The sequence below is a fragment of the Thauera carbonicopians genome, from assembly GCF_025699485.1.
In the GTDB taxonomy this organism is placed as follows: domain Bacteria; phylum Pseudomonadota; class Gammaproteobacteria; order Burkholderiales; family Rhodocyclaceae; genus Thauera.
Map to the genome: position 1 here is coordinate 1 of NZ_JANUXN010000042.1, position 1,924 is coordinate 1,924.

Annotated in this window: 2 protein-coding genes; both read right to left on the reverse strand. The window is 67.9% G+C overall.

The window, feature by feature from the left end; all coding sequences use genetic code 11:
- Window positions 1-8: 8 nt before the first annotated feature.
- A complete protein-coding gene (locus NX068_RS21040; RefSeq protein WP_327084839.1) occupies window positions 9-1,178 on the reverse strand; it encodes an IS91 family transposase in 1,170 nt (389 codons plus the stop codon).
- A 6-nt stretch (window positions 1,179-1,184) separates the two neighbouring features.
- The coding region (locus NX068_RS21045; RefSeq protein ID WP_263463197.1) for a tyrosine-type recombinase/integrase at window positions 1,185-1,924 on the reverse strand (740 nt) is incomplete at its 5' end.

The window sequence follows — 1,924 nt, forward strand, 5'->3', positions numbered from 1 at the left end:
GTTGAGGCTCATGGGCAGGGCGGTCCGCGCGAGCCGGGCACGGGTGCCCGTACGGGCGGTAGCGGCGCGCTCACCGCGAAGTGGCCGCGGCCGCAGTGCGTGCAGGCGAGCCAATCGGCGCGGTCGATCCGTTTCAGGAATGCCTGTACCGACTCGATGAGCGTGGGTGCAGGCTCGGGGATGTCGAGGGCGGCGCGTGCGGCGGCCATCCGGTGGCGCTTGTGCGCCGGTGCGAGCAATCCGTAGTGGCGGATGCGTTTGAAGCCGGTCGGCAATACGTGGGTGAGAAAGCGTGTGAGAAACTCGCGACCGTGAAGCCGCACCGTGCGCTTCGTGCCCGTGGCCGCTTGCGCGCGGACCCGAAAGGCCACCTCGTCCTCGCCGATGGCGACGATACGCTCGTTGGAGATCGCCACCCGGTGGGTGTAGCGCGCGAGGTACTCGAGCACCTGTGCCGGCCCACCCAGCGGAGCCTTGGCGTACACCACCCAGTCGTGGGCATAGAGGGCGGCCTTGAGCTGCACCCAGGCGGTGTCAGCAGCCACGGTTGGCCAATGGCCCGCTGCCCGTTGGGAGGCCAGCGCGGCCACGAACTTGCCGCGAAACACGCGCGAGAGTGCCTTCACTGGAAAGAGGAAGCCGCGTTTGGGGCGCACCCACGTGCCGGCGGCTGTGAACGCACCGCCGGCGACGAGCGCATGCACATGGACATGGCGCGCGAGATCCTGGCGCCAGGTATGCAGCGCCAGCGTGAAGGCGGCTTCGCCGCCGAGATGCCGGTCGCTCGCCGCAAACTCGGTAAGCGTGGCCGAAGCAGCCTTGAACAGTGTCTCGTAGAGTCGGCGGGGATGGCCAGCGACCAGGCCGTGCAACGCGTGCGGCAGCGTGAACACCAGGTGGAAGTACGGCACGGGCAGCAATTCGCGCCGGCGCGCAGCCAGCCACGCCTCCTTGGCCCGCATCTGACACACTGGGCAGTGCCGGTTGCGACAGGAGTGGAAGACGTGACGCGAGACGCCGCACGCGTCGCAGGTTTGCACGTGGCCGCCCAGCGCGGCGGTGCGGCAGGCCACGATCGCGCGCCACGCCTTGGCCTGGGCGACGCTCAGTGCGTGGGTGTCGAGGTAGCCAGCGCCGAACGCCTCGATCACCCCAGCCAGTCCCGGGGAACGGGACACGGCCGATCAGCCGCGTACGAGCAGATCGAGTGGCGAGGGGGTACCCGTCACCCGCGAGCGGGCCAGATGCAGATAGCGCATCGTGGTCGAGATGTAGCCGTGGCCGAGCAGGCGCTGGATCGTCGGCACGTCGACACCGGCCTCCAGCAAATGGGTCGCGAAGCTGTGCCTCAAGCTGTGAATGCCGGCACCAGCGGGCAGTCCGGCGGCATCGCGCGCGGCCCAGTAGATGCGCTGCGCTGTATTGATGGCGATCGGCGAGTCGCTCGACGCGCCCGGAAACAGCCAGCCACGCGGCCGATAGGCGCGCCAGTACTCGCGAAGGGTCGTCAGCAGTTGCGGCGACAGGATCGTGTAGCGATCCTTGCCGCCCTTTCCATGGCGGACCTTGATGCACATTCGATCGGGCGCACTCTCGATGTCGGCCAACTGCAGTGCGCACACTTCGGATACACGCAGGCCCGCCGCATACGTCGTCATCAACAGAGTGCGATTGCGTGGATTCGCGCAGGCGTCGAACAGGCGCACCACCTCGTTGCGCGCAAGCACAAGCGGCAGGCGCTTGGGCACCTTGGCCATCGGAATCTCGAGCCAGAGCTCGCGCTCGCCGAGCACCTCGCGGAACAGGAAGCGAAACGCGCAGGCGGCTTGATTGACGCTCGCGTAGGCGAGCTTCTTGTCGACAATCAGATGGAGCAGATAGGCCTGCAACTCGGCCATGCTCAGTTGATCGGGCCGGCGGCGGT